General features: G+C 58.6%; 11 protein-coding genes. 3 read left to right on the top strand and 8 right to left on the bottom strand.

Annotated elements, in window-relative coordinates; genetic code table 11:
* Positions 1 to 20: 20 nt before the first annotated feature.
* From ACWUI2_RS11120 to ACWUI2_RS11105, 4 genes are all read right to left on the bottom strand, one after another.
* The gene (locus ACWUI2_RS11120) at positions 21 to 4,496 is read right to left on the bottom strand and encodes a right-handed parallel beta-helix repeat-containing protein (RefSeq protein WP_486982919.1); all 4,476 of its coding nucleotides are present in this window, start codon (positions 4,494 to 4,496) and stop codon (positions 21 to 23) included.
* Positions 4,497 to 4,740: 244 nt separating this feature from the next.
* Complete coding sequence (locus ACWUI2_RS11115; RefSeq protein ID WP_486982918.1) at positions 4,741 to 8,694, bottom strand: RHS repeat domain-containing protein; 3,954 nt, start codon at positions 8,692 to 8,694, stop codon at positions 4,741 to 4,743.
* 57 nt (positions 8,695 to 8,751) lie between these two features.
* Entirely contained in the window at positions 8,752 to 9,480 is a 729-nt protein-coding gene (locus tag ACWUI2_RS11110; protein ID WP_486982917.1) for a prepilin-type N-terminal cleavage/methylation domain-containing protein, read from the bottom strand.
* A 625-nt stretch (positions 9,481 to 10,105) separates the two neighbouring features.
* A complete protein-coding gene (locus tag ACWUI2_RS11105) occupies positions 10,106 to 10,909 on the bottom strand; it encodes a helix-turn-helix transcriptional regulator (protein ID WP_486982916.1) in 804 nt (267 codons plus the stop codon).
* Positions 10,910 to 11,116: 207 nt separating this feature from the next.
* On the opposite strand from ACWUI2_RS11105, the gene ACWUI2_RS11100 reads away from it, so the two are divergent.
* Genes ACWUI2_RS11100 through ACWUI2_RS11090 form a run of 3 tightly spaced genes read left to right on the top strand, consistent with a single transcriptional unit; the run spans position 11,117 to position 13,930 of the window.
* Positions 11,117 to 12,190 (top strand): Gfo/Idh/MocA family protein, encoded by a 1,074-nt coding sequence (locus tag ACWUI2_RS11100; protein ID WP_486982915.1) that lies wholly within the window; start codon positions 11,117 to 11,119, stop codon positions 12,188 to 12,190.
* 47 nt (positions 12,191 to 12,237) lie between these two features.
* Entirely contained in the window at positions 12,238 to 13,071 is an 834-nt protein-coding gene (locus tag ACWUI2_RS11095; protein ID WP_486982914.1) for a sugar phosphate isomerase/epimerase family protein, read from the top strand.
* A gap of 37 nt (positions 13,072 to 13,108) precedes the next feature.
* Positions 13,109 to 13,930 carry a DUF6807 family protein gene (locus ACWUI2_RS11090; RefSeq protein ID WP_486982913.1) on the top strand — a complete coding sequence of 274 codons (822 nt, stop codon included), beginning with the start codon at positions 13,109 to 13,111 and terminating at the stop codon, positions 13,928 to 13,930.
* A 470-nt stretch (positions 13,931 to 14,400) separates the two neighbouring features.
* On the opposite strand, the gene ACWUI2_RS11085 is transcribed toward ACWUI2_RS11090, so the two are convergent.
* The 4 genes from ACWUI2_RS11085 to ACWUI2_RS11070 all read right to left on the bottom strand — a co-directional run bounded on the left by ACWUI2_RS11085 (position 14,401) and on the right by ACWUI2_RS11070 (position 22,789).
* The gene (locus ACWUI2_RS11085) at positions 14,401 to 15,468 is read right to left on the bottom strand and encodes a LamG domain-containing protein (protein ID WP_486982912.1); all 1,068 of its coding nucleotides are present in this window, start codon (positions 15,466 to 15,468) and stop codon (positions 14,401 to 14,403) included.
* A complete protein-coding gene (locus tag ACWUI2_RS11080; RefSeq protein ID WP_486982911.1) occupies positions 15,462 to 19,070 on the bottom strand; it encodes a hypothetical protein in 3,609 nt (1,202 codons plus the stop codon). Before ACWUI2_RS11080 ends, ACWUI2_RS11085 begins: the two co-directional genes overlap by 7 nt.
* Positions 19,071 to 19,178: 108 nt before the next feature.
* Positions 19,179 to 19,880 (bottom strand): prepilin-type N-terminal cleavage/methylation domain-containing protein, encoded by a 702-nt coding sequence (locus tag ACWUI2_RS11075; protein WP_486982910.1) that lies wholly within the window; start codon positions 19,878 to 19,880, stop codon positions 19,179 to 19,181.
* Positions 19,881 to 20,020: 140 nt separating this feature from the next.
* Positions 20,021 to 22,789, bottom strand: a complete 2,769-nt coding sequence (locus tag ACWUI2_RS11070; RefSeq protein WP_486982909.1) for an MGH1-like glycoside hydrolase domain-containing protein — start codon at positions 22,787 to 22,789, stop codon at positions 20,021 to 20,023.
* Positions 22,790 to 22,857: the final 68 nt, after the last annotated feature.

Genomic DNA, 22,857 nt, shown 5'->3' with positions numbered 1-22,857 from the left:
TTTGTGGGGAATAGGGATGCCTATTTGATTTCGACCCTTACCCGGATAAAGCCGCGGGCGGCATTCTCCGGCAAAACCGCTTCTATGGTGACGCGGTCGAAATCTTCATCGACGATCTCGCGGTTGCTTTCGAAAACACGTTCGGTGCCACCGGACCAATCAGCGAGGTCCTCGGTCGCTTCGGGGATATAAGCAATATCGTCGGCGTCCACTCGTTCGAGATACGTCAGCGTCAAGGTTTCTTCCTCGACATCCATCGACATCAAATCACTCCAGACCACCGGCGTCTTCGCATCTACGCCGAAGGCATACTTCAGGAGATTGGCAATGCCGTCTCCCACGGGAGTGGCGAACGGACCGCTGATCTCCGGGTTGTCCAATTCTTCCGTCTCAAACTGATCCAGCCGCCAATCGTCGAAACTTACGACCGCCTCCTCCTCGATATCCATGGTCAACTGAAGGTTCCGGAATGCATAACGCCCGCCATGCTGAAGGGATGTTCCGGCCGGGCCAAACATCGCACCTTCCAATGGAGTGGCGGTGGTCCAATTCACGGTCTGCGAATGGCCGTTGGCATCGGTCATTGTGAAATACAGGGTCAGCCCCCCGTCGGCGTCATACAGACCTTCCATCTTCAAATGGTAGGTCGTGCCGACGCCGCCATTCGCTTTGTTCAGTCCGTTCCACGACTGGGAGACCAACGTCGCTTGGTCCAGCCCCTGCCGGATCCGGATCTGGCCTTGCTCGACCATATACATGCCCACATAAAAATCGGAACTCCCCGACGAGAGGGTCACGCCCTCGTACGGCTCATGACTTCCGAGGACCAGCAGTCCGAACCGATTCCAGTTTCCAGTCCCGCCATGATCCATCCGAACATCCGACTCCACCGCGAAATCGCGACCAGCCTGGTAATTCCCGACATAGGCCGGCATCGCGGAATCGGTCCATGTCCCGGCACTGGATTGAAAGCGGAGGGCATCCGACACCGCCGACCACGATTCCGGGCGGTCCGAATAAAGACGGCTGCCGTCTTCCCGTTCGCCCGTAGTTCCAAAATCAATACTGAACGGAGCAAAAAACGGTTCGAAGTTGAGCAAATCACCCGAAGCCATTGCAAAATCCCGAACCTTCCAAACCGGGCCACCAACGGATCGATGACGAACGCCCAATCCAAGCCGGTCTCCGAGAGAATCGATCCCCTCCAAGACACCGCTCACGGTCTCGACTCGTCCCCGTTCATCTACCAGTCGCCCGTCAAAGTGGAGATCGGAATCGACAAAGGTTCCGCGGAAATCGATTGTGTAATTTCGTCCGGCACGAGCCTGGATCCTCTCCACTTCCGTTTCCGCCAGAATCGCTCCGTCCATCCCCTGGCGAACCGTGATGCGAGCGCCTCCGACGGCATTGGGCAACCATTGAAAACTGAGATAACTCGACGGATCGTCCGGGTGAAAATCCTGGGGATCGGCTTTGCCCATCAAGACCAGCCCGATCGCGGAATCGTGCGACCCCGAAGGATTCTCCTCCAGCGTCATCCGCATCCGGACCCCAAAACTGGTAGCGGTGGAAAAATTGGATACACGAGTGGTCAGCAACGAATTCCGGTAATCCTCCGAAGCGGCCGACACTACGGCTCCATCCTCGGCCAGGGTCCACTCTTCCGAAAAATTGGCCGCGAATCCGTCGAGAGAATCGCGCCCGGCATCGTCGCCAAAGGCGAAAACAAAGGGCCATTGGATGGACGGGACATCCAAACTCCGCTCCAAAACTTCATACAACCGGGCCATCTCTCCATCGATGTATTCCACTTCGATCCGCGCGGCGGCGGGGTCGAAAGGTTCGCGTTCCGCACGGAACGCGCCGACGCTTCGCCCATCCGCCGCAAAACGGAGGAGACCGTGAAAGTCGTGACGAACCTGGTCCGCACCGTAAGCTTCGGAGCCGGTCACGCTGAGCCAGCTTTCGACCGGCAACCGGTAGTCGCCGCGGGATGCTCCGGGAAACTCGGGCCAACCGTCGGGCAGCCACTCGTGATTGGTGGTGTCGATGGCGTTCCGGTCAATGATGTCATTGTTGCGCCGTTGAATCGCAAAGTCCGACTTCATGATGAGGTTGTTGACGATCGTTTGCTGACGGTTCTGCAACGGCTGCCAATGGGTGCCGCGGTCGTCGCCCCCTTCTACGGTATGGATCGCGCCGGATCCGGTTCGTCCCTGCCAGGCGGGCAACGGGTTGTCGGCGCCGTCGATCGAGTTGTGCAGGATCCGGGTCCGGTCGCTGCTCCAGGTCAGGACTCCGCTGCGAAACCAGACCGGCCCGGGGCGAAGATCGTGCGAGACATTGTTCACGATCAAGTTCGGGCCGGGCGAGGCCTCAATTCCAAATCCCATGGCATATCCATTGAGAATTCGGTTCCCCTCCAGGCGGTTGTTGTAATGTTCCCAGTCGAGCCAGATGGCGGGTCCGTGACCTCCTTCGATGGTATTGTATCGAATAATGGCGTTGGTCAGGCGGAAGAGTTTCATCCCCCCCGATTCCCACATCGCTGGATACACTCCCCAGTTGGTGTTGCCGACGTGGTTGTGTTCCAGAATCAACCGTCCCCGTCCGGGTGCCGGATAAACCTGGTTTTGGCTGGTAAGATTGTTGGAACTTCCGGTCGCTCCGATGCCGAGGTTCCCCATATCGAGGACCCAGTTGTTGCGCATCACGATCGGAGCGCTGCTCTGGTTCATTCCCCAAAGAACGGCCCCCAAGCCACGGACTTCCCCCTCGCGAACCAAACAACCTTCCAGGAGTGTCCCTTGATTCCCCAGGCGAACCAGCGGAACTTGCTGGAATTGAGCGCCGTGACGAATCTCAAACCCGCGCACCTGCACAAATTCACCGTTCACATCCACCAAGGAGTCGGTCCTGGCGGCGCCGTCCATTTCGGCGTCATTCGGATCTTCGCCGTCCGCCAGGCGGGCGTAGACTCCGCGATCGAGACCGGTCGTCGGAAAGGGGCCGAGAATCATGACTTCGTCGATATAGTCGTCGGCCGTACCCGGGGGACGTTGCGACAAATCCTCCGGCTCGACCGCGGACCCGATCCACGACGGCATGTAGCGTCCCGAACGGAAGCGAAAGGTCATATCCCATGGACGGACCGTTGTATCCAATTGAAACACCACCCGGTTCCATCCTTCCTGAAGCGGAAAGTTTTCCCAGACGTCTCCCGTTCCGTAGTTGCGCGATGACCCGGGCTCCTCATGCACCTGCGTGTTCGGATCCCGCAGGTGACGCATGGCCGGAATCAGATTCCCATCAACCCAGACCCGGTACTGGTTTCGTTGGGTGCCGTTTTGCACCCCGGTGATACGTCCCGCCCGGAATCCGTCGGCCACGTAAACCTCGCCGGAAATTGGTTGCGGCATATCGGGGTGCCATCCATGAAAATCTCCCGGTTCGACCCAGATCCAGGTGGAAATCCAGAAGATCGCGTTCCGGGCGTCGGATCCGTATTCATCTTCCAATCGCAAAAAGCCGTCGTTATCGGCGCTGACCCGTCGCCACTCGGAGCCGAACTGCTGGGTCCCTTCAACCGGAGCCAACTGCCCGGCCGGGGCAATATCGAGGAACTCGACCGAGGAACGGTTCAAAGCGACTTCATTTTCCCCGAGTTGCGTCGGATGATCCCGCTCGATCAAAAGATTGCCACCTTTCGAAATCGTGCCCATGAGGTTGTGGATCATGTCGGCCCGAAAAACTCCGGGCCATTCGATCGTCTCCTGCCAGGCGTTGTTGGGGAAAAGATTATTTCCCGAGATAACCGGCATTGCGCCGTCCTCCCCACGCACCCCTTCAAAGCGAATCGGGGCGGCGGCGGTTCCGTTCTTATTGACAACCATCCGCTCCCGGTACACCCCCGGGTAGACATGAACCACCGAACCGGCCGCAGCTCGATTAATTGCTTCGCCGATGCTGAGCAGAGGTTGTCCAATCGTCCCCGCATTGCTGTCACTGGCATTGCCGGCCAACTGGTTCACCACCAGGTCGGGGTTTGGCGTATTCCGGATCGGAGCCGGTCCAGTCTGCGGAGGAACGACAAACTGGGGTTCTCCCGGTGTCTTGAAATACCAATTACGAAGCTCCCCCGCCGGGCGATTGAAAATGGCTTGAGAAAATGCCTCCACACTCTGATTGGGAAGATCGATTATCTCCTCGAGCGGGAAATTGATTAGCCAGTGGCCCGCCGGGGTAACCTCCACGCTGTTCGAGTCTTCCAGGTAACGGACTTGAACCCCCGGAGCCGCTTCCAGCAAAACGCGTTCACCCTCGGGAGTGACCACCATCGGCCACAACGGCGGATTATCCGGGATGTTCTCCGCGGGAGGCGGCAGCCGGGCGTCGGCCAGGTTCGATCCAACCAGCAAACAAAAGCTCGCGAGCCAGAAAGCGGCGTGCTCTACAGGTCGATTCAGTCGGAAAAAACTCGGCTTCAGAAAAAACATGGCAATAAATTAAGATACTGTTAACCCGGAACTGCGTGGTCGCACCGGGAGGGATGACATCTAGCCGTCCGCCGTTATAGTCGTTGCTATTGCACTGGTGGTCGGCTGGAAGCCAACCCTCCGACGCCCACCAGCCCATATAACTGCCAATTTGATAGGAGCGAGTTTTCGCCCCATAAGTTCCGGCAATTCGAAAAAGGGAAAGCCCTCCTGTCCCCAGGAGGGCTCTATACTCTAACCCTATCTAATTATTCGCGACCCTAACGCGAATAAAGGCTCTGGCGGCGGACTCTCCCACGACGGCTTCCACCGTCACCAGTTCGAAGTCCTCGTCGTCCGGATCCGGGATACGGTCCACTTCCGAAACTTCCAAATCCCAGGAAACCAGATCGGAAGTCGCTTCCGGAAGATACTCGATATCTTCCGCCCCGATCCGCTCCGGATACACGAGGCGAAGCACTCCTTCGTCCACTTCCATGACGACCAGATCTTTGGTCGAGACCGGGGTCATCGGATCGAACCCGAAGGCATACTTCAACAAGTTCGCGATGCCATCTCCGGCCGGAGCCGCCAGAGGTCCGCTGATACTGTCGTCCGTCAGGTCGTCGCCGGAGAAGTGCGATCCCCGCCAGTCGGCATAGGTCACGCCCTCGCTCGGAAGTTCCGGGAGCTGCGGCTCGTCCTCGCCGAACCAGAGGCGCAGGTCGTGGTAATCGTAGCGGTTACTCCAGCTTAGACCGGTTCCGCCGAAGCCAAAGGCAGGGCCGTGCACTGGGTTCGTGTCCACATAACTGATCGTCTGGGAATGGCCATTCGCATCCGTCACGGTAAACGAAATCGTCAGGTGGCCGCTGGCGTTGTAGGTTCCAGTGGTCCGCATAACGTAAGTCGTGCCCCGACCGCCATTTTGATGATTCAATCCCTCCCATGCCTCTCCCACGAGAGTGCTTCCATTGATGCCTTTCCGGATACGCATGTGACCCTGACGGGTTCCCCCGGGTTGTCCCATCATGATCATCGGATTATACATCGATGTGTTGGTGGAGACGAACAACTGGCCATCATACGGACGGTGTTCCGGCCCGAGAACTGTCATCCCGAAGCGCTCCCAGTCACCGGTGTTACCCTCCTCATCCAGCGTGACATGCGCCTCCATGGTGAAGTCAACTCCAGGCTGATAGTTCGAAATCTGGAGCACGTTGGCCGTATCCACCCAGCCCGAGCCATTCGTGTTATGCTGGCGAATTGCCGTGGGTTGCAGACGCCAGTCGCCGGGACGGTCGGAGTAAAAACTGGCCCCGTCATTGCGGAGTTCGCCACTGCCGAGATGCCAGGCAACCGGAGCCGCCACCGGGTCAAAGTTCGCCCTGGAGCCCGCGACCATGATCAACTCATGGAAGTCCCAGACCGCGTCGTCATCCGCCGAGTGCCTGGCGCCAAATCCGACGCGATTACCGAGATTGAGCGGTCCCTCCATCACCCCGGTCAACCGGGCCGACCCTCCACTTTCGTCCGACAAGATGGCAACAAACCGCAGGTCGGTGACTTCATCTCCCGTGACGTCTCCAAAGAAACCCCTGAACTCCAGAGTGTAGGTCGTATCGAGCTGAGTAACCGGCGGGGAATCGAGATCGGCGAACGCGGTCTCCGCCAGAATCGCCCCATCCAGTCCTTGCCGCAGAACGATCCGGCCACCTTCGGCGGGATTCGGCAACCACTGGAAGCTCAGGTACGTTTGGTCATCGTCCGCATCGAAGACTTCGGGATCGGCATCGCCGAAGAGAATCAATCCCGGCCCGGAGGAGTGAACATCCGACGTCAAGCTGGTCAGAGTCAGCCGGGTCCGCAGGCCAAAGCTCTCCTTGTCGAAGTTGCCTAAGCGAGTCGCGAGAAGGGCGTTCGTGTAATCACTTGAACCCGCGCTCAGGCGAACTTCGGTTTCGCCCAACGACCATTCCGACGAGTTTGTGCCCCGGAAGTCCGCGAGTCCATCCAATCCGGACACACTGCCAAACCGGTAAGCAAAAGGCCAGTTGATCGAGGGATCGGTCACCGGTTCCGGAACATCCCCAAGGCTCAACGCGTAATCGTGAAAATCGAATATCGCGGGCCCGCCGGCGTTCGAGTGACCAATCAAACCGAAAACATTTCCATGCCTCGGTCCCGTGACCGTGCCGGTCACCTGCTGGCTGTGGCCGCCCTCGTGGGTGAGGGTGAACACAATCGTAAGGTTGCCATCCTCGTCATAGGTGCCGGCGGTATGCACGGTGAATTTCGTTCCCAGGCCGGAGCCCGTGCCCGAAGGCCCGGTCCAGGCCGCGCTGGCGCCGCTCAACGTACTCGTCGCCCCCTGGCGAATGCTCATCGAGTTCTGATAAGGCAGAAATACCGCGCTGAAAAACTCCAGGCTTCCCACCGTATTGAAAGGAGAATAAGTATCATGCGGCCCACCTAGCATGATCACGCCGGCCCGATGCCAGGGTTCAGCGGCGGACCCCGATGCGGTAAGCGTGAAAGTCGTCTCTATCTCAAAATCCTGCGCCGGATGATAATTGCTCAGGATGGTCGTCGCCCCGCTGTTGGTATATTGACCCACCGTGGCCGTCGACTGAAACCGCAGCGCGTCTTCGATCAACGTCCACTCTTGCGGTCGACCGGTAAAGAAGAGGCCGTCCTTGCCATCCTTCTCTGCCTCGTTTCCAAAATCGAGTTCGACCGGCGCCTCAAATTCGGCGTAATCGAACACCCATTTGTTGACCAAAGCGAAGGCATTGAAGTCCCAGGCCGCGTTCTCACCGGAACGATGGCGCGCGCCAAAGCCGAAGCGGTTGCCTTCGATCGGATCTTCAATCAAACCGGTGAATGAGACTTCCCTATCAGCGTCGGAAACCTTGGCGAAAAACTCCACGTCGCCATCTTCATTGTATTCACCCCAGAACTCAAAATCGACCGTGGCGCCCTGCGCGAACACCGGGGCATCCGCCACACCGTCAAGATCGAGGTCAGCAAACACGGTGCCATTCATTCCCTGACGAACGACCAGGCTGCCCGCTCCACCGGTGGACGAAGCTACCCACTGAAAGCTGTAAAAACTGCTGTCGTCGGCTTCGTCGAAATTCGCGTAAGCCGTGTCACCCAAAAACACCAGTCCGGTCCGGTTTTCCCCACCGGCGGCGAGACTGGCGATCGTCGTGCGCAGTCCCAGGTAAAACGGTTCCCCCGCGGTGTGATTCAATACCCGCGCGGTGGCCAGGCTGTTCTGATAATCTGGGCTCCCCGCGGTGAGGCGAAGGGCCGCCGCACGAAGACTCCAGTCTTCCTCCAGGTTCTTCCGGAAACTCTCGCCATCGTTTCGGCCGCTCAGGGAGCCGAACATAAACGTGCTCGGCTTGTTAATAAAGGGATCCTCCACCAGTTCGAGCGGCTCGCCGTGAACGGTCATGGTGAGATCGAGGAAATCGAATTCGTGGTCGAAGTCAGGATGATCAAATCCACGACCTCCGATCCCAAAGAGATTTCCATGCACCGGCTGCGTGATTGGGTCGGTCGAAATCGTTTGGGAATGCCCCCCACCCGTGACCGTGAAAGAAAGGACCAAGGCACCGGTCTGGTCGTATTCCCCGTCGGCCCGTAACGTAAACGTCTCCCCGATACCCCCTTCTGCCGTAAACTGACTCGGGTGCGGGCCGCCCCAGATTGCCTGCTTGAGAATCGTTCCGTTGAATCCACGGCGAATCATGATCACCGATTCGCTCATGTTCATCGCCGGCCACCAGGATACACTGTAAAACCCTTGATCCGAGGTAGTGTTGAAAGGAGTGCTTTCACTGTGCGGCCCCCCCAGGACAACCAGCCCGGCCCGAATCGCTTCCGGCCATTCGAACTTGGTCAACACCATGTCTGCTTCCAAGGTAAAATCCTGCCGCTCCAGGTAATCCTCCGCCACATACACGGCGCTGCTGGAAAGCTGACTTCCGGAAAGGGGACGATATTTTAGGCTATTGTCCTGGAGGGTGAAGACTTCCGGTTCCGCCGGACTGATATGGAGTTCGGAACCATCGCTTTGGCCGGTGCCAGTTCCGAAATCGAGGGCAAAAACGGTTTCGGAGTCCGAAGCCGACAATTGCAAATACGAGAGGCCGAGGGCCAAGGCGACGACTGCCAACGGGCGGGCCGCCTTTTTAAAGGAGAGATTCATAAGGAGCTTTTTTTATTGTGTTTGAGGATTAAGGTTGGGTGAAGAGAAAGGCGCGCATCACCGCTGGGGGAAGCTGATGACCTCCCGGTAGTCATGGAGATGCCCGCTACGGAAACCGAGTTCGCCGAGACGCTCCGGCCCCGCCGCTTCGACGTGTCCGTCAAGGAAAGCAAGGTGAGCTCGCCCGTTGTGGCGAAGGTGGATGGAGGCCTCGCTGTTGGAGTCCAGGCTGTCGAGGCGGAAATACGGAGATCCATCCTCCCGGCCCGCGCCCATGACGGTTTCGCCGAGCAACACGACGCGACTGGGAGTTTCGACGGTGTTGAAGTTGAATCTCACAAATGAGCCACCTCCGAAAATGTTGTTGCGGGATCCATACTCGGCGATCGCTTCCGGGGTCATGATCATCCCATACGCGCTCCGCCAGCCGTAAATATCGTTGCCGATCTCATACCGCGAGTCATCCACGGCATTATCGATCTCAGCGCACTGGAGGGTGCTCCAATCGGCAGGAATAATCCCCGCGTTCCGCAACTCGACCGGCCATACCGGGTAAACCCCGGTGAACGCCCCGTAAAGACGGGTGGTCATCACCCCGTCGTGCTCGTTGATCCAGACCTGCAGCCCCATTCCGGTCTCCCGGATATTGGAAAGACATTGCGTGGCACGAGCTCGCTCGCGGACCGAACCGACCACAGGTATTAAGATCGCCGCAAGGATGCCGATAATGGCAATCACCGTCAGCAATTCAATCAGTGTAAAGGCTCCCAAGTTTCGTTTTTTCATATCTAAGAAATGGATGTTTTTTTTCCTCTGTCGGTGGGATGTTGTTCCCCCCAAAAAGCCGGATTGCAGCAAACGAACACTTAATGTGAACGGTTACATCCTCCACCAATTTCACCGATCAGGTCAACTTGATTAGACTGGATTTAAGCGTTAACTATAACGTCGCGATGCGGAGAAAGGTATCCAAGCAGGGAAAGAAATCCCGGTTCCGGCGGGGGCGAAACGGATGTTCCTCTATTTCGGCCTCCATCCCGCCACCGGCAGTCTGTTGATCGACGACGTCTCCTACGGCATGGTTCTGCCAGAGGAGAAGGCCGTTCGCCTAACCTCCTCCACCGAGTAATGCAACCGAACCCGGGCAACCGCGTGCCTCCTTTCCACACGAGCTCCCCTCCCGGGTTCGCCTTTCACCGGACCTGCCCGGGCGAAGAAGGCCTCAGCGGACCGTATGAGGACGTTGCCGTTGTCCTTGAACCCGGCTCCGATTCAGATCCGTGGGAACAAAACCTATTCTTTGTTTCAAAACCATAAAGAATATTGCTCCCTACTTTCGCTTCTGGGAAAACCCGGAATGTACCGCACTTAACCGCCTCCCATCGCGCGCCGCATTCTACCCTTTCGCTGATCAGCGACCCTTTCGGGGTTGACCTTCAGCCTTCCGATACTCGCGTGGGGTCATTCCTTTATACTGACGAAAAGCATGCGCAAAGTGCTGGCTGGAGCTGAATCCCTGCTCCAACGCTATCGCGGTAATTGAGGCATCGGTATCCGCCAACAGGCGGCAGCCGCGCTCCAGTCGGACATTCAGGATGAAGCGTCGAGGCGAAACCCCCAGGTCGCGCTGAAAACAGCGCCGCAGGTGCGACTCCGAAATGCCCGCCGCTCGAGCCAGCTCACCCAGTTGCCAGTCCCGCTCCGGCTGGCACTCAATCAGGTAACAAGCGCGGGTGGTCGCCGGATGGTAAAGCTCACTCCGACCACCCTCCTCCGGCACCAGCAACCGTGTAGCCGCCAACACCAGCCGCTCAATCGCCAACCGCAACCCGGCCGAGCGCCAGGCCCGAGCCCCCGTCACTTCCTGCAACAAATCACTGAAAGCCCGCTCCACTCCACCGGCCCTCGGCGCCACAAAATGATCGGTGCGCTCCCAGACGGCCAACCACTCCCGCTGCTGCTTCCCCAACATTCCAATATCGATCCCCGCAAACAGGATATGATGCTCTCCGTTCGGGGGCTGGATCAACCAGTGCTCCACCCCGGGCCCCACCGCTAGAAAGTGGCTTTCTTTGAGCGTATAATCCATCCCCGCCACACTCCAGCACGTGGTCCCGGAGACCTGCAAGTAGAACTCCCAAACGGGGTGCCGGTGCGGCGCGATACGCCAATGCTCGGGCAGCCACTGCTCGCCACAATGCGTTAAACCCGGCACTGCCGTATCCGGCGCCTCCGCGTGGAATCCCGCAATAAGGCCCTTAGGCCGCAAAAAAGAGAAAGGTGATAAATGATCTTTAATGAGCGATATACGACCATTTCTGCGCGTTGCTCGCAAGCCTCCAGCTACCGCCTCTGTTATTCTTTGCTCATACTCAAGAGCCTTTTCTTGAAAACCGATCAAACCGCTCACTCTACAATAGACATGTCTCCCTTATCGATTGGCCTGCTCGGCGCTGGCAACATCTGGAACCTGCACAAACGCGCCTTCTCCGAACGCCCCGACCTACTCCGCCTCGCTGCTCTCTATGACCCAGTCCTGGGCAATGCCCAGCGCGCCTGCACCGAATTCCCCGATGCCGTCATCTGCGGTTCCGCCGAGGAACTCCTTCAGCGCCAGGACATTGATGCCGTCCTTATCCTCACCACCCATGCCCAGCACCACCCGCTCGCCCTCGCCGCTTTGCATTCCGGCCACCATGTTCTCGTGGAAAAGCCCATGGCCTGCTCACTCGCCCAAGCCGAGGAAATGGCCGTCGCCGCCCGCAAAACCGGAAAAATGCTAATGGTGGGTCAATGCCAACGTTACCACACCAGTTACGCTGGGATCCGCCGCATTATAAAGTCCGGCGAGATCGGGCGCATTCACGCGATCCGCTTCGACTCCATGCAGGGCCTCGTAGCCAACCAGCTCCTGCCCTCCAGCCATTGGCTTTGCGACGGCAAAGAGGCCGGCGGCGGCATCATCCTCTCGGTTTGTGTTCACCGTATCGACCTCTGCCGCTACCTCGTGGGCGAGGTCAAGCGCGTCTGCGCCCTCACCCGCACTTCCACCACCCACTTTCGCAATGGAGCCGAAGACTATGCTTGCGCCCTACTCGAATTCTCCAACGGAGCCATCGGCGAAATGTTTGGCACCTACTCCGGCTTCCGCATGCCCTATGGCGAAGGCCTCATGATTTTCGGAGAAGAGGGAACTATTCATGCCCAGCCCAACGGGGGTGACTACAACGCACCTGCGGTTTACGCCTCAAGGAAAAATCCGGGCACGCCCGACAAAAACAGCTGGCTCGCCCAATACCGTGGCTTCACCCCAGTCCCACCCGACACCGACGCCTTTGATAATGCCGACAGCATGGTCAATCAGCTCACACACTTTGCCGATTGTATTCGCACCGGCCAGACCCCGCTCAGCTGTGCTCAAGACAATCTCGGCACCATGCGGACGATTGACGCCCTCTACAAATCCGCCCGCACCGGCTGCTGGGGCGAAGTTTAAAGGAACATGAACCAACCCTTCACATTAACATCTGAATACAACAAAAAATGGCCCATTTTAAAATTTCCCTCAACATGGAATACTGCCGCAGCGCGGACAAAAGCTTCGAAGATGGCGTCCGGATCGCCGCCGAGATCGGTTACGAATACATAGAGCCTATGGTCCACACCGGCTGGGAACTTCTCAGTGAAGTTCACTACTTCCACTCCTACTCGATGGAAGAGGATAACCTCCTCATGAAGGAAATCTGCAACCGCCACGGCATCAAAGTCGCCAGCCTAAGCGGCCACAGCCCCCTCATGAAACCCGAAGCCGCCATCGACCGCCTCACCCGATCCATCGAACTGGCCGATGCCGTCGGAGCCCGATGGGTCAACTCCGACGAAATGATTAAGCCCGACTGGATGGACGATGAATTCGCCCACCAAGTCATGCGCTATACCCTCACCCGAGTGAGCCAAGTCGCCGCACGCCACAAAATTTACGTCTGCATCGAGCCTCACGGCATCTATACAAAATCCGCCGACGGTCTACTCCGCATCGTCAACCTCGTCAAATCTCCCTGGATCGCCGTCAACTGGGACACAGGCAACTCCTACCTCGCCGGAATCGAAGACCCCTATGAGGGTCTCGAAAGAGTCCGCGATCACGTCCGCCACGTCCACGCCAAAGACATTAGCTTCGAGCAAAGCAGCCGCGAAAAAGGCAAAGTCACCGGCACCCCCGTCGGCTGCGCCTGCGGCGAAGGCGTCGTGGACTGGGAACGCGTGATCCAGATTCTCGCACCCCTCGACCGCGAGATTTTTCTCAGCGTCGAATGCGGCAGAATTGACGAAGCGGAACGCAGCCTGACCTTCATGAAGAAGCTCCTCAAACAATAACCTTCGCCTTCAACTTTCGATCCATTTACCATCCACCATGCACCTCGTACAGCACGGCCCCCAGTTCCGCTTCCTCTCCAGCGACATCGAAGTCGGACTTTACGAAAGCAGCGATACCTACAAACCCCACTTCCGCCAGCTCCGCTCACCTGCGGGCCAGGCACTCATCGTTTGCCAGCCCCACGACCACATTCATCACAAAGGCTGCTTCTTCGGCCTGCAAACCAAGGAATTCAACTTCTGGGAGGAAGCACCACACCCTGATAATCCGACACCTCCGGGACGCCAAACCAACCGCGAAACTCGGATCGAACAAGCCGAAGGCCCTGAGGTTTCCCTCCATCAAACACTCCACTGGGAGGGAGTGGACGGCACCCCCGTTTTCAACGAAACCCGCCACCTCAGCGCCCAGCACAGTGCCGAAGGGATCAGTTGGACCTGGCACACCCGCCTCACCGCATTACGCGACACCATCCTCATTCTCAGCCCATGGAGCATGGACAACGGACGCGGCCAAAAAGTCAGCTATCACGGTCTTGGTTTCCGCCTCCTGCGGGACTTCAGCGGCATGGGCGGAAACACGATCCAACTCGACGGCCAACCCGCCACCTTCGCCGACGCCCTTGGCACCAGCCCACACAAAGTCACCTACATTGGCAGCCTGGACGGGCGCCACCCCGTCCGCCGCATCGCCCTCAACTTCTCCCAAGCCCGGGCCGATCCGATTTTCATTTTGGAAAACCCCTTCGCCTGGTTCTCCAGCGGGCCCGCAAATCTGAAAACCCAGACCATTCCAACCGACGAAATCTGGGAGCAAACCTACCGCTTCACCATCGCAGACATACCTCCCTCGCCTTAAGCTTGTCAAAGCGCCTGATATCCGCAACCTCGGCAACCGAAAGGTGACCGAGGGCAACCGCGCACCATGTCGTGTGAAGAGACCTGAGGGGGGACGAAACAGTGATCCTCACTTTGCAACCATCCTCCGAATACGCTGTCAGCCCGGAGGGAACTGCGACTTCTATGAAACTTCACTGTCCATGCGGGTTGCAGGGCTAAATCGGAGGGTTGGCTTCCAGCCGACCTCACCCAGAAACGACGCCGACGGCGGACGGCAGGATGCCATCCCTCCCAGTGGCGAGGAAATTTCATTCTACGTTGTTCCCCGGGCGCAGCCCGGATTTTTACTCTTATCATCCGCGACCGACCCGCCGGGGCCGGAAAACGCCGTATCCCGCCGACCAAATACCTTGGCAACTCCGAATATCACACGCGAAAAGGGCTCTCCCGCATGGGAGAGCCCTTCTTGATCGCTTAACCCTTTATTCCTTATTTTTCCTCAACCCTGACCCGGAGAAAGGCTCGGGGCGCTCCTTCGGCAACTACTGCCTCGACCGTCACCAACTCGAATTCAGCGTCGTCTGGATCGACGCTCCGGTTGACTTCGTCCACTTGGGCGGCGTCCCATCCAACCAGATCTACCGACGCTTCCGGAATGTATTCAATATCCTGGGCTCCGATTCGCTCCGGATAGACCAGGCGCAAAGTGCCATTATCGAATTCGTAAGCGACGAGATCATTAGTCGTGATGGGCGTCAGCGCATCGAACCCGAAGGCATACTTCAACAGATTCGCCACGCCGTCGCCGGCGGGAGTCCCGAGAGGCCCGCTGATCGACGGATCGTTCAGGTCCGCTTCGCTTTCGAAGTTCGCCTGGCGCCAGTCCTCGAAGGTCGGTCCCGCCGGAGGTTCGGCCGGTCCGGCCAACGCTTCCAACCGGATCGCTTCGATTTCGCTCCTCGCGAGGGCCGCGCCGCCGCTGACCGGCAGCGTGAACACGCGAAGGTCGTCGAAATACCCGTTAAACGCCCGGTCCCGATTGTTGTTATTTCCAATTTGAATCCGGCTGGTGTTTACGTCCGGAAGGTTCACTCCCGCCGAATGAGCCAGGGAAACTTCTTCATCGCTATTTCCGATGTAGAAATTCACCCGGCCATCCACGCCATTATACGTGATCGCCACGAACACCCATTCCTGGGTCGCATTGTAAACCGCCGGCGTGGTGATGGTTGTGACGGTATTCTCCGGATTGTTAAGTTGAATGGTCCACGCCCCGGTCTGGTTCGCGAACACCTGCATGTTCGCGCCGCCGAGGTCGATGAAGCGAGCGCCCCCACCGATGGGATCACTCCCGCCGGTCTTGAACCAACCTGAGACGGTGAACGATTGAAACCGGTCGTTGTCGAAGGCATTGCCTTCCCCGGTTCTGCCGACCGGCCCCAGTCCTCCCATGCTGACGGAGGAGGTGAAATCGAGCGCCCGGTCATGCGGCAAGCCGGAAACGCCGGAGCCCGCGGGCCCGAGCAGGTCAGTCGGCTGAAGGGTCTGAGTCAACATGTGAAGCTCCGACTGCGGGCGGATCCCAAGGTTAGGTACCCGAGTCGCATATCCCTCAACGGTTTCCGTGAACGTGTAGTGCAGCGTCGGAACGGCGTCCCATCTCCAACTGTAGGTGTGGAAATCCCAGGTCGCGCTTTCACCTTCGGCATGGGCGCCATGCCGAAACCGAAACGGTTCCTTTCCGCAAACGGTCCGTTGATCGTCCCCGCGACCGAAGCCGCGCCACCATTCCCGTCGCGAATGCGGCCTTCGAAGGCCAGGTTCGCACCTTCGTCGACATAAGCTCCGGCGAATTCCAACACGTAACGCTGACCGGAAACGATCACCGGCGGATTGTCCAACCCGGAGAAATCCGTGCGGGCGATCTCTGTCCCGTTCAGCCCGTGACGCACCACCAGAGCGGCGTCTCCTTCCAACGTGAAGCTCAGATAAGTCGAATCGTCGGCGGCATCGAAGACTTCGATGTTTTCATCCGCAAAAAGAATCATCCCGGCCCGGGGGGCGTCGCCCGCCAAATTACCGACGGTCATCTCGGACCGCAGCACGAAGTCGATTCCAGGATGGTAGACATTCGTGACGCGGGTGGTGGCCGCCGCGACCCCCGCTTCCGCCGAGGAAGCGGTGATGCTAGCGGAGCTTTCCTCCAGCGTCCAATGATTGGCGTTGCTGGTCGCGAAATCGATCAGATCATCCTGGCTGCCACCGGTGCCGAAGCTGTAGCGGAATGGCCAAGTGACGCCCGGATCGGCTGGCGGCGGAGGAGGCTCGCCCAAGCTGAGCGAGAAGTTGTGGTAGTCCACCACGGTGTCCAACCCGCCCTGCAAACGCATCCCGGGGCCGAACAGGTTGCCCGTCACCGGATTCTCGATCACCGCCGTAATGCTCTGCGAGTGATTGGCCGAATCGGTCATGGTGAAGGTCAGGGTGAGATCCCCGGCTTCGTCGTATTCGCCGGACGCCTCAAACGTATAGCGGGCACCTGGCTGATCGTCTCCGGTCCATGGCACCGAAGAGACCAAAGTCCCTCCCCCCAGTCCGTTGCGGATTTGCAGGGAGTTATCCCGAATGAAATAAGTCACGCTGTAGTAACCAGCGTCGCTCCCCACGCTGAACGGGGAAGCCGGATTATACGGTCCGCCAAGCACCACAAAACCAATACGGTTGAAGTCCTGGGTCGGACGTGATTGCACGGTGACTTCCGAGGAGAGATAAAAATCCTGGCGTTCGTGATAATCACCAATCCAAGCCACAGCGGCGGAATTGGTCAGGCTGCTTGCTCCAGGAACGATCCGAAGCGCGTCATCCTGAAGACTCCAGTCCTGGGTGCGCTGGGAGATGAGGAGCGGCAGCGAGTCGTGCAATCCCAACTGACCGGGCTCGGTCCCGAACTGCCACGTGAAGCCCGATTCCACCGGACGGAAGTCCAGGAACAGCGGGTCGTTGAGCCAACGGATCGACCGCAGGTCCCACACCGAATTCTCGGTCGCCCGGTGCCGCACCCCGAAGCCAAAACGGTTGCCCTCGGGAAGCGTGGCGAGCGAGCCGGAGACGACCGCCCGGCCACCGGCCGAATCATTTAGGCTGACCGTGATGCCCACGCCGCCCTGGTCATTGTGAAAGGCGTATGCATCGAGTCGATACATCAGCCCGGAAGTCGCGGTCGGAGGGTTGGGCAGGTCGGAAAAGTCCACACGGGCGACTTCGGTTCCGCTGGTCATGCCTTGGCGAATCACCAGGCTGCCGCCTTGGGCGTTGGCCATCTCCCATTGGGCGGTATAAAAGGTGGAGTCGTTCGCTGGATCAAAGACCTGACGATCCTTGTCTCCAAACAACACCAACGCCACCCGGGTGTCGCCGGCGTTCGACGCGATGTCGTTCAAGGCGAATTCGGTCCCGAGGAAGAAATCCCGGCCGGATTCAAAGTTGAAGACCCGAGTGGTGGCGAAGGAATTGTGGTAGGCGGACTCGGTCGTGGCGAGACGGTGGGCTTGCGGTTGCAACGACCAGTCGTCCGGCATGTTCCGGGCGAAGGAGCTACCATCATGCCGCCCGGACGCGGAACCAAGGTTGCGAGTGAAGGGGGCGAGAACCGCCGGATCCTCGACCAATGGGCCCGGCTCGTCGCCGAGAGTCACCTTCAGGCCGCTGTAGTCGACCTGCGGACGGGCGCCGGCCGGGATGTCGCGCAAGCGGCCACCGATCCCGAAAAGATTGCCTTCGATTGGATTGAGGATTTCGGCGGTGATCGACTGGGTGAAACTGTTGCTGTCGGTGACGGTAAAAGTCAGGGTCAAGGCGCCGGTCTCGTCATACACCCCTTCGGCTTTGATCTCATAGGGTTGATTGAGGCCCCCCGGGGTCCCGTCGGGCTTCCGTCCTTCCCAAACCGTCGTGGCGAGATCCGGGCCATGATACCCTTCGCGGATCACGAGATGCGATTCCATCCCATTGTCCAGAGGGACCCACATCAATCCGTAAAACCCGCTGTCAGTCAAACTGTCGAAGGGGGCTGAAACCGGGTCATGCGGGCCGCCGAGCACGGCCAATCCCATCCGGTAATCGCCGACCTGGTTGTAACGTCGCAGAGTGAGGGTCGATTCGACGGTGAAATCCTGGCGGGAGACGTAATCCTCGATCGCGGCGAAGGCGGTCGTCGTGGTGAAGGAGGAGGAACCGGGCTGCAAACGGAGTGCGTCGCTTTGCAACGTGAATTCACCCGGGAGTCGGCGGAGCAGATCGGATTGATCGACCATTCCCGAGCCGGTGCCGAAATTCAGATCGATATCGCCGGTGAACTCGGCGTAATCGAAACGCCAACCATCCATGTCGACCCCGGTGAATCCCAGGTTTTCTCCGGCCGAATCGAGCCAAATGTTATCCACGAACATGGTCTGATTCGGGTTGGAGTGCGCTCCGACCAGCACATGGGAAATGCTTTCATTCTGATAATCCCCCGCCCGGAAGGAGAAGGCGTCGACGACCATTTCCTCGAGTTCGTAGCTCAACCGATCGGCGGTGGTGGCATTCTCGCCCCCGGTGTTCAAGTACACCTGGAAAAAATCGCTGGAAGAGCGGTCGACCACGAGCCAGAGGTTGTACCAAAGCCCCGGCAGCAGGGACGCGACCGTGTGGTAGTTTTCTCCGTCCCGCACCTGGAGGTCAAGCGTGCCGTCACCCGCGCTTTGCACTCGGGTTTCGACCAAAAAGGATCCGGCCGGGAAATGGTCGTCGGTGGCCGGATTATGGGCGAGACCGAAACTCGACCAGTTGGCGGAGGTGCCGGCCTTGAATTGCAGAAAATAAGTGGCGACTCCGTCTCCCGCGCCGAGTTGGCCCGCGGCGGGAAGCGGCCGCGAACCGGTCCGATGGTTGTTGGCCCAACCAGCGGCGAGAAATCTATTGCCGCCTTCAGCGGCGATCTGAATCAGGCCGCTGCCGTTGTGCGCCACCCAGGGGGATTGAACGTTGCCGGTGTTATAACTCTCGAAGTTGTCGACCAATTGCCAGGCGGCGTCGGACGAAAGAGGCGTCATCAGCCCGCCGGCGAGAAAACCGGCGGCGACGAAGCCTCGAATGGCGGTGAAGAGGGATTTGTTCATGGTTGAGCGAATAGAGAATAAGGGTTGAGAGAGAAAAGTCCGAAGACTCTCCGGATAGGTTAGGTGATGGATGCGCGAAATCCGGGGAAAGGTTGCCCCGGACTTCGATCAGTTCTGTGGAAAACTGATGATGTCGTTGGTGGTTTCACCGAAACCACTGACCATTCCCAGCTCTCCGAGCCGGGCCGGGTCGCAGGCTTCGACGTGTCCATCGAGGAAGAACACGTTGGCCCGCCCGCCGTGGCGCAAATGAATGGCTCCGTTGGCGGGAGCACTGGTCGATTCGAGCCGGAAGCGGGAGTAGCCGGTCCCTCCATCCATGGTATCAGCCAACAGGATGTAGCGAGTGGGATCCGGAATGTTGTTGTAATTGATGACCCAGCGGGTCTGGCCCGGAGAACCGAAAACCGTCGTGAATTCGCCGTTTTCGTTGTCGAACATGTTCAGACCGAAACCGGCCCGCCAAGCCCAGAGGAGATCCACTTCGGTGTCAGGATTATTCAATCCAGTGTAGGCGGACGGACAATGGAAAACCCCTTGGCTGTCGACGATCCCGGCTTGGACGAGCTGGGCCGGCCATGGGGTGATCCCGGAACCTGTTCCCGCCGTCGCCAACTGAAAATGATTTTCCTCCATGAACATGTAAAGCGACATGCCGGATTGCCGGATGTTGGAAATACACTTCGAGGCGCGGGCGCTTTCTCGGACCGTGCCGACCACCGGAATAAGGATGGCCGCAAGGATGCCGATGATCGCGATGACCGTAAGCAGCTCGATTAAGGTGAAGGCACGGGTTTTTAGGCTGTTCATAATCGATAGGGTTGAATTTAGAGCATTGAGTTCGCGGATGAATTTCCCGGAATGAGAACTACCATCTTATGTAAACGTTAGGATGTAAAGGGAAAAATTCTGCAAATCGCCGATTTTCCTCCCGAATCGCCTTCCCCACTTCAGACCACTCGTTCCGCCCGCAGTTCCCCTCCGGAACCCGCGTGGGGTTCCTCCACGAAAATCTCGAAACAGCCTCCCGCCCGCTTCCGGGAAGGGAATTCGACCCCGTCGAACGTGAATCGATAATCCGGTCCTTCCGCCATCGTCACCAGCACCACCCGGAGCCGGCGTTCAGGATTCGGTAACCACTTCAGCTCCGCTCGAAGCGAATGATGGGAGTCTTCATTCCGGAGATTCCGAATCCGCAGATCAAATCCGCCAGTGATCGTTCCGGGACGATGGTAGGCCGCGAAGAAATTCAGCACCGGACAGGACAAGCCGCCGAATTGGTGCCACCCGGCGCCCCGTCCTCCTTCCACGATGAAATGTTCAAAGCATTGGTAGGTCTCGCCGGTTTCCTTTTCCCAGAGCCGAAGCGCCGTCGAAGCGATCTTCCAGGCCAGATCCCCCCGCCCGGCATCCAACAAGGATTTCCACAAAAACCACTGGTGGGGGAACCAAACCGCTCCATTCCAATACCCGTCCCTCCGATAATAAGGAGCCGATCGCGCCACGCCGGTCAACCCGAACGGGGTCCACAACTCCTTCTCCGATTCCAAATGTCCGACCAAAATCCCTTCAATCTCGGGGGAACAGGTTCCAGAAACCAGCGGCGAGACCCCATCCAATCCCATGTTGAGGTTGCACCCTTCCCCATCCCGCAGGAAACCGACGACCCGTCCCTCGGAGTCGTGCTCCGTATAAGAAAAGTATCCCGCCTCAGCATCCCAGGCGTGCTCGGACAACGCCCGGGTGAACGTTCTCTCATCTTCCCGGAACTCATTTTCGTCCTCCCCCAATTCGGCGGCGGCCATTCGGAGAATTCGGGCCGTCCGAATCGCATGGGCGGTGGTAACCGCCGGAGCGACCCGGGCCGTGAGCTTCCGCGCATGGACTTCCTTTTGCGCCGGATAATCATCCCAACCGCCCGAGTTGTAAAAGTAATCCCACGTCCGTAGAAGGCCGGACGGCATCCTTGTGACCGATCGAGGGTCGCGACCGACGAGAAAACGGTGATATTGCCGCAATCGCGGGAAAAAATGCCGCAGCAATTCTTCCGAACCGTTTCGATTCCAGATTTCGAGAAAGAGATAAAATTGCGAGGGAACCGGCGATCCATGGTGGACGAAGGCCGCCTGCGGATCCCCGGGTTCGGTCATATACGCGTTCAAACAATCAATGGCCCGGTCCGGATCGAGTTCCAAAAGGCCCATACCGACGAAGCCGGAATCCCAAGTGTACAAGGAATCCCAATACTTTCCCGGAGGATAATGCCGGATCCAACCGTTTTTGATCCGAACCGGATATACGACGTTGCACAACGTGGTCGCAGCCATCAGGTCTTGGCTCAATCGAAACTCCTCCCCGGAGGGATTTCCCGATATGACGCTGGCCCGCCCGGACATCTTTTCGACGTATTTCCCCTTGGCCTCCCGGTCCATCCCCCGAAATCGCTCCAGCATCCGAGCCACCTCGTCCCCGTCGGCTCCACGGCATACAAAACCGAAATGGACGGATTCGCCCCCGGGGGCAATCGGTATGGGACGAATGAATACATTCGTAAAATGACCCTCGCCATCCGAAGTGAATTCACCGAGAACGTGATCGTGCGCGGTGCGTCGAAGGATCTGATCGAGGTCACGACAGTGAAATTCCCGAACAACACTTTCTTCTCCCTCCCAGGCCAGTCCGTACGGTGCTTCCACATCCGGGTATTGAAGGATTAATGACAATCGGGATGGCCCGCGTTCGATCGACGGCGCATGTCGCCAGACCACCGGCTCGAACCGTAAATCGTCGCGCCGATCCGACGGCACCGCCGCTATGCCATCTAAATGGATCTCCACCCCCGAGGATACCGCCGTCACCTTCAGTTGAATGCCGGACTCCATCTCCCCGGCTCCCAGCGGGAGGTCGATCGTTCGAAAGTTTCCGTCTCCTGGAAGGTCGACCTCCCGGAAACGAATCAGCCCGCCGATCCGGATCTTTGCGCTCGCGCCCGCCGCCACCCGGTAACGGATCACCAGCGTCCCGCCGCCGCCCACTCCCGGGAAGCGGTATTCCGCCGAATCGCCTGAAGATAGCCCGAATCCGCGCCCCAGGAAATGGCCGTCCACCGCCCCATGCCCCACCTCCTCGCCGATCAGGCGGCAATCCGGAGTGATTCCATGATCGGCGTCCGCCGTGGCCAGACGGATTTCCCGATAATCAAGCCCTTGGATCCACGATCCGCCTGCAGGAAGGCTCACCTTCATCGGCCGCACCGGCGTTTCATCATACGGCCGGAGCGGCGGAAAATGGATCGAGGCCATCTGATGCAGCGCGAGATTCTGCCAGGAGGCCGTGCGGTTGACCATCCGGGTGCGAACCAGATAAGCCTCATCCTCCATGCGACAGTAGGAGATGTCCGCATACAGTTGGTCTTTCCAGATCAACTGATGACGGTAGGTAAAAAAGGAATAATCGGAGGCGGACGCCCATGGATGGCAGTCCCCTTCCCAATTCACGTTCGGAAGCGAGACACTGCGACGGTAAAGGGCGGGAAAGACGCTGAGATCAAATCGAAGACCTTTCGCCGGATCGGGAATGTGCGAGAGACCCGCATACTTTTTCGTGTAAGGCCCCCAGTTCGGCAGCCGCAGATCGTGCGTGCCCACCAGCTTCGAAACCGGATAAGTAACAGGTGACAACTCAACGTCGTCCGCTCGAAATGAATCAACTGTAGGCATAACTGCTGGATGCGAAAATACGGAGGCAATTATGAAGGACCGCTGGAAAACCACCAAGTGTATCCATT

The sequence above is a fragment of the Verruconatronum alginivorum genome (assembly GCF_056590205.1).
Note: the sequence above shows the minus strand (reverse complement) of the source record. Positions and strands in the feature narration are given on the sequence as shown.

Excerpts from the sequence above, each read along its gene's own strand:
- ACWUI2_RS11120 (WP_486982919.1), bottom strand. The coding sequence starts at position 4,496 with ATGTTTTTTCTGAAGCCGAGTTTTTTCCGACTGAATCGACCTGTAGAG.
- ACWUI2_RS11115 (WP_486982918.1), bottom strand. The coding sequence starts at position 8,694 with ATGAATCTCTCCTTTAAAAAGGCGGCCCGCCCGTTGGCAGTCGTCGCC.
- ACWUI2_RS11110 (WP_486982917.1), bottom strand. The coding sequence starts at position 9,480 with ATGAAAAAACGAAACTTGGGAGCCTTTACACTGATTGAATTGCTGACG.
- ACWUI2_RS11100 (WP_486982915.1), top strand. The coding sequence starts at position 11,117 with ATGTCTCCCTTATCGATTGGCCTGCTCGGCGCTGGCAACATCTGGAAC.
- ACWUI2_RS11095 (WP_486982914.1), top strand. The coding sequence starts at position 12,238 with ATGGCCCATTTTAAAATTTCCCTCAACATGGAATACTGCCGCAGCGCG.
- ACWUI2_RS11090 (WP_486982913.1), top strand. The coding sequence starts at position 13,109 with ATGCACCTCGTACAGCACGGCCCCCAGTTCCGCTTCCTCTCCAGCGAC.
- ACWUI2_RS11085 (WP_486982912.1), bottom strand. The coding sequence starts at position 15,468 with ATGTTGACTCAGACCCTTCAGCCGACTGACCTGCTCGGGCCCGCGGGC.
- ACWUI2_RS11080 (WP_486982911.1), bottom strand. The coding sequence starts at position 19,070 with ATGAACAAATCCCTCTTCACCGCCATTCGAGGCTTCGTCGCCGCCGGT.
- ACWUI2_RS11075 (WP_486982910.1), bottom strand. The coding sequence starts at position 19,880 with ATGAACAGCCTAAAAACCCGTGCCTTCACCTTAATCGAGCTGCTTACG.
- ACWUI2_RS11070 (WP_486982909.1), bottom strand. The coding sequence starts at position 22,789 with ATGCCTACAGTTGATTCATTTCGAGCGGACGACGTTGAGTTGTCACCT.